General features: G+C 54.4%; 1 protein-coding gene. It reads left to right on the plus strand.

Going from position 1 to position 1475, the window contains the following annotated elements:
• Positions 1–1475: hypothetical protein (locus DFR44_RS11530; protein ID WP_162845265.1), on the plus strand; the 1475-nt coding region annotated here is incomplete at both ends.

Raw genomic sequence — 1475 nt, forward strand, 5'->3', positions numbered from 1 at the left:
ACTGCAACACCGACCACAGAAACCTACGATGTCACCGTGCGTGTCAACGTTCCAGCGGGTTCAAGCACAAGCAACGACACCTGCTCAGGCACCACTTCGGGTCAAGGTCTGTTCAACACAGGTGTGTTAAGCATGTCTGGTGCATCCGACCAAAGTGCCAGCGCTTGTTCCAACACCCCTGCGGTCTCAGGTGTCAACCTCGTTCTTCAAAAGACATGGGTTAAAGCCACATCAGGAGAAACCGTCAACATCCCAGCGACCACAGGCTTCAGTGTCAACACCGCTGCGTTTGATGCCGCCTCAACGGGTTCAAACAGCGTCTCATCAGGCACTGTTGTGGTCGCACCGAATGAAGTCGGCACATTACCGACCGAAACCTTCGCCACCACAGCGAACGCCATTAACTACAGCACAGGCTCATGGTCATGTTCTGACGGCACCAACGCAGCGATTACCGTTGCACAAGGTGGCAACTTAACCATCCCAAGTGCCAGCGTCGGTAAAACCTTAACCTGTACCTTAACCAACACCAGCGTCATTGATGGCGTGACAGTGGCTAAAGCCGTCACCGCAGGCCCCACCGTTGTATCAGGTTCAGGTGACCAGTTCGACATCACTTATCGTGTCACGGTCAGCAACACCAACCCATCGGCCACGGTATACAGCTTAAGCGACACATTTGGCTTTGACTCTGATGTCACTGTTGTTGGTACACCGACCATCACCAAAGGCAGCAATGTCAGCGGTACCGTGAACAGCGCGTTCACAGGTTCAGGCACCAACACATCGATCATCAGCAACGAAAGCATCGCCGCAGGTTCAACTGCCACACCGACGACAGAAACCTACGACATCACTGCACGTGTTAAAGTCGCGCTCTCTGGCAGCACCAGCAACAACACCTGTACCAGCGCAACGGGCAATGGCTTGTTCAACAACGCCCAAATGACAGTTGCGGGTACAGTTAAAGATGCGAACGCATGTGCCACCACTCCGACTGCACAAACGACACAATTGACCTTCCAAGTCGATTGGTCTAATGCAACCGTGGGTGAGAAGGTATCCGTCCCCGCCTCAACGGGATTGAACACCAACACCACTGCATTCGATGCCGTCAGCACAGGCAGCAACAGCATCAAATCTGACACCGCCTTGGCTGTTGTGGGTGAAACGGTCACCGTACCGACCCCTGCATTCGCCACCGCAGGCAATGACATCTTCTACGGTTCACCGACCTCTTGGTTGTGTTCGGACGGCGTGAACCCCGATGTCACTGTGGCATTTGGCAGCACATTGAAGTTTGATTCGAAATACGCAGGTCAAACCATGGCGTGTAAAGTGGTTTACACCAGCGTCGTGGCAGGCGTCAACGTCACTAAAGCGGTGACTGCAGGCCCAACGGCAGTGAGCGGCACGGGTGACCAGTTCGACATCACCTACCGTGTCACCGTCAGCAACACCAATGCATCGGCCAC

The organism is Hydromonas duriensis (assembly GCF_004363775.1).
Classification (GTDB): Bacteria; Pseudomonadota; Gammaproteobacteria; order Burkholderiales; family Burkholderiaceae; genus Hydromonas; species Hydromonas duriensis.